The organism is Pseudomonas spirodelae (assembly GCF_034653255.1).
Classification (GTDB): Bacteria; Pseudomonadota; Gammaproteobacteria; order Pseudomonadales; family Pseudomonadaceae; genus Aquipseudomonas; species Aquipseudomonas spirodelae.
The window spans coordinates 1-2,140 of the sequence record NZ_JAYEET010000068.1 but is presented as its reverse complement, the minus strand read 5'-3'; the positions used below and the strand labels follow the sequence as shown (position 1 = coordinate 2,140).

Here is a 2,140-nt window from a genome sequence, read left to right as displayed (position 1 = left end):
TGCCAGAGCAGCGCCAGGGTCACCCCGGGGCGGCGCAGTTCGGCATGCACCCATGCCCAATCGGGTAAAGGCCGCTTCTCACTGGCAACCGCCGGGGCCGGCGGGAACAGTTGCTGCTCCAATTCGGCATCGGACAACGAACAGGGCCAACTGAGACCGCTGGCGGCAAAACGACAGAGGTAATCACCGGCACTGCTGTGGCCAGTACCCAGGCTGCGGGCGATCTTGCGCACGGACAGGCCGCAGTCGAACTTGAGGCGCAACACCTCTCGGATTTTACGCATGGATAAACGCTCCACGACGACCTCTTCGCTTCGAAAAAGAGGTCGATGGTAGTGAATAAATCCTGCGTAGCTGCCTGCCTGAAAAGTGTCCGGATGGCCGTGGAATCGGTGTCCGGATGCTCGTGGAGTGAGTGTCCGGATCAGCGTGGAATCACTGTCCGGATGTGCGTGGAATGGGTGTCCGAGTCAGCGTGGAATCCGCAGCTTGGACAGCAGGTGAAACAGCAACGCACCGCCAGCCTGGCTGAACGGCAGATAACCCAGTTCGTCGAGGATGACCAGATCCATGCGCAGCAGTGCCTGGGCGATCCGCCCGGCTTTGCCGTCGTGTTTTTCGCGCTCCAGCAGATTGACCAGATCGACCGTGGAGTAGAAGCGCACGCGCTTACCGTGCCGGGTGATGCCGGACACGGCCAGCGCGGTGGCTAGGTGGGTTTTACCGGTGCCTGGCCCACCGATCAGCACCACGTTCTGCGCGGTGTCGGTAAAGGCCAGGCTGGCCAGCTCGCTGATCAGGCGTGCGTCGGCGCTAGAGGCGTTGAAATCGAAGCTGGCCAGATCGCGGTGCATCGGCAGCTTGGCCATGTTCATCTGGTGGCTCACCGAGCGCATGGCGCGATCTGTGTGCTCTTGTTCCAGCAGGTGTTCGAGCAGCCACTTGGACGAGGCTGTGTTCGACTCACCCTGTGCAGTTAACTCCGCCCAGGCCGTGGCCATGCCGTGCAGGCGCAGCTCCTTGAGTTCCGCCATCAAATCACGCATGACCGATCTCCTCGGTCTGGCCACGCAGGCGGTCGTAGCGCGCCGTGTTAGCGACGGGGGCTTCCTTGAGCGACAAGTGGGTTTCGACGCTGGGTGGTGGTTCGGTCGCGACCAGGCGCGCCACGACATTGAGGATGTGTTCGGCGCTCAGGCTGCCGCTTTCCAGTACCAGCTCAACAGCCACCAGCACCGCATCGAGCCCGGCGACCGGTACGGCAGCCAGRACTTGCGCCATGATCCGGTCACCGCCGGCATGACGCCCCAGACCGTGCTTAAGCTGACGCAGCGGCGCTGGCAGATCAGTAAAGGGCGCTCCGTTGCGCAGCGCGCCGGGCTTGCGCTCAATCAGCGGGATGTAGTGCTGCCAGTCGTAGCTGACCTGTTCGCGATCCAGCAAGCGCGCATGGCTGGCAATCAGCGCATCATCGGCCACCACCTCGATGCGGGTCGGATACAAACGGCTGCTGACCCANTTANNCGCNTANNCACNNNGNANCGAGTAACGGTTGCGCCCGACACTGACCAGGCAGGTGCTGGAGACCCGCGCAGGCCGCTCGACGTAACCGTCGAAGGCCGCGGGCATAGGCATCAGTTCGGCGCGCTCCAACTCCAGTACCTCGGCCACACTGAGCCCGCTGTATTGAGGGTGCGTCAGCTCGTTCCAAAGCGCGCGGCAGCGCTGGCCCAGCCAGGCATTGAGTTCCTCGAAGGAGTGAAACTGGCAGTCCTGGGCGTCTAGCCAGATACGCCTGCGGCTGTCTTGCACGTTCTTTTCAACGATGCCCTTTTCCCAACCAGCGGCGACGTTGCAGAAGTCCGGATCGAACAGGTAATGCGCGCACATCACCTCATAGCGCGCATTCACAGCCAGTCCTTTGCCCTTATTGACCTTGTAGTCGGCGGTCTTAATGTTGTCGTAGATGCCCCGGCGCGGCACGCCGCCCAAGGAGCCGAACGAGCGTGTATGGGCGTCAAATAACATCTCATGGCCCTGGCTCGGATACGCCACAAGCCAGAACGCACGGCTGGCACACAGCTTCAGATGTGCCACCTGCATACGCCGGTAAATGCCGCCGACCAGCAAGCCKTCCTCG

The 2,140-nt window shown here is 62.3% G+C and carries 3 pseudogenes; all 3 read right to left on the bottom strand.

The features are described from left to right. Positions 1 to 284, bottom strand: a pseudogene (locus SOP97_RS20240) (IS21 family transposase); the annotation flags it as partial. Between the two features lie 201 nt (positions 285 to 485). Then, a pseudogene (gene istB, locus SOP97_RS20235) lies at positions 486 to 1,046 on the bottom strand (IS21-like element ISPst3 family helper ATPase IstB); the annotation flags it as partial. Beyond that, a pseudogene (gene istA / locus SOP97_RS20230) lies at positions 1,039 to 2,140 on the bottom strand (IS21 family transposase); the annotation flags it as partial. The pseudogenes istB and istA, both read right to left, overlap by 8 nt.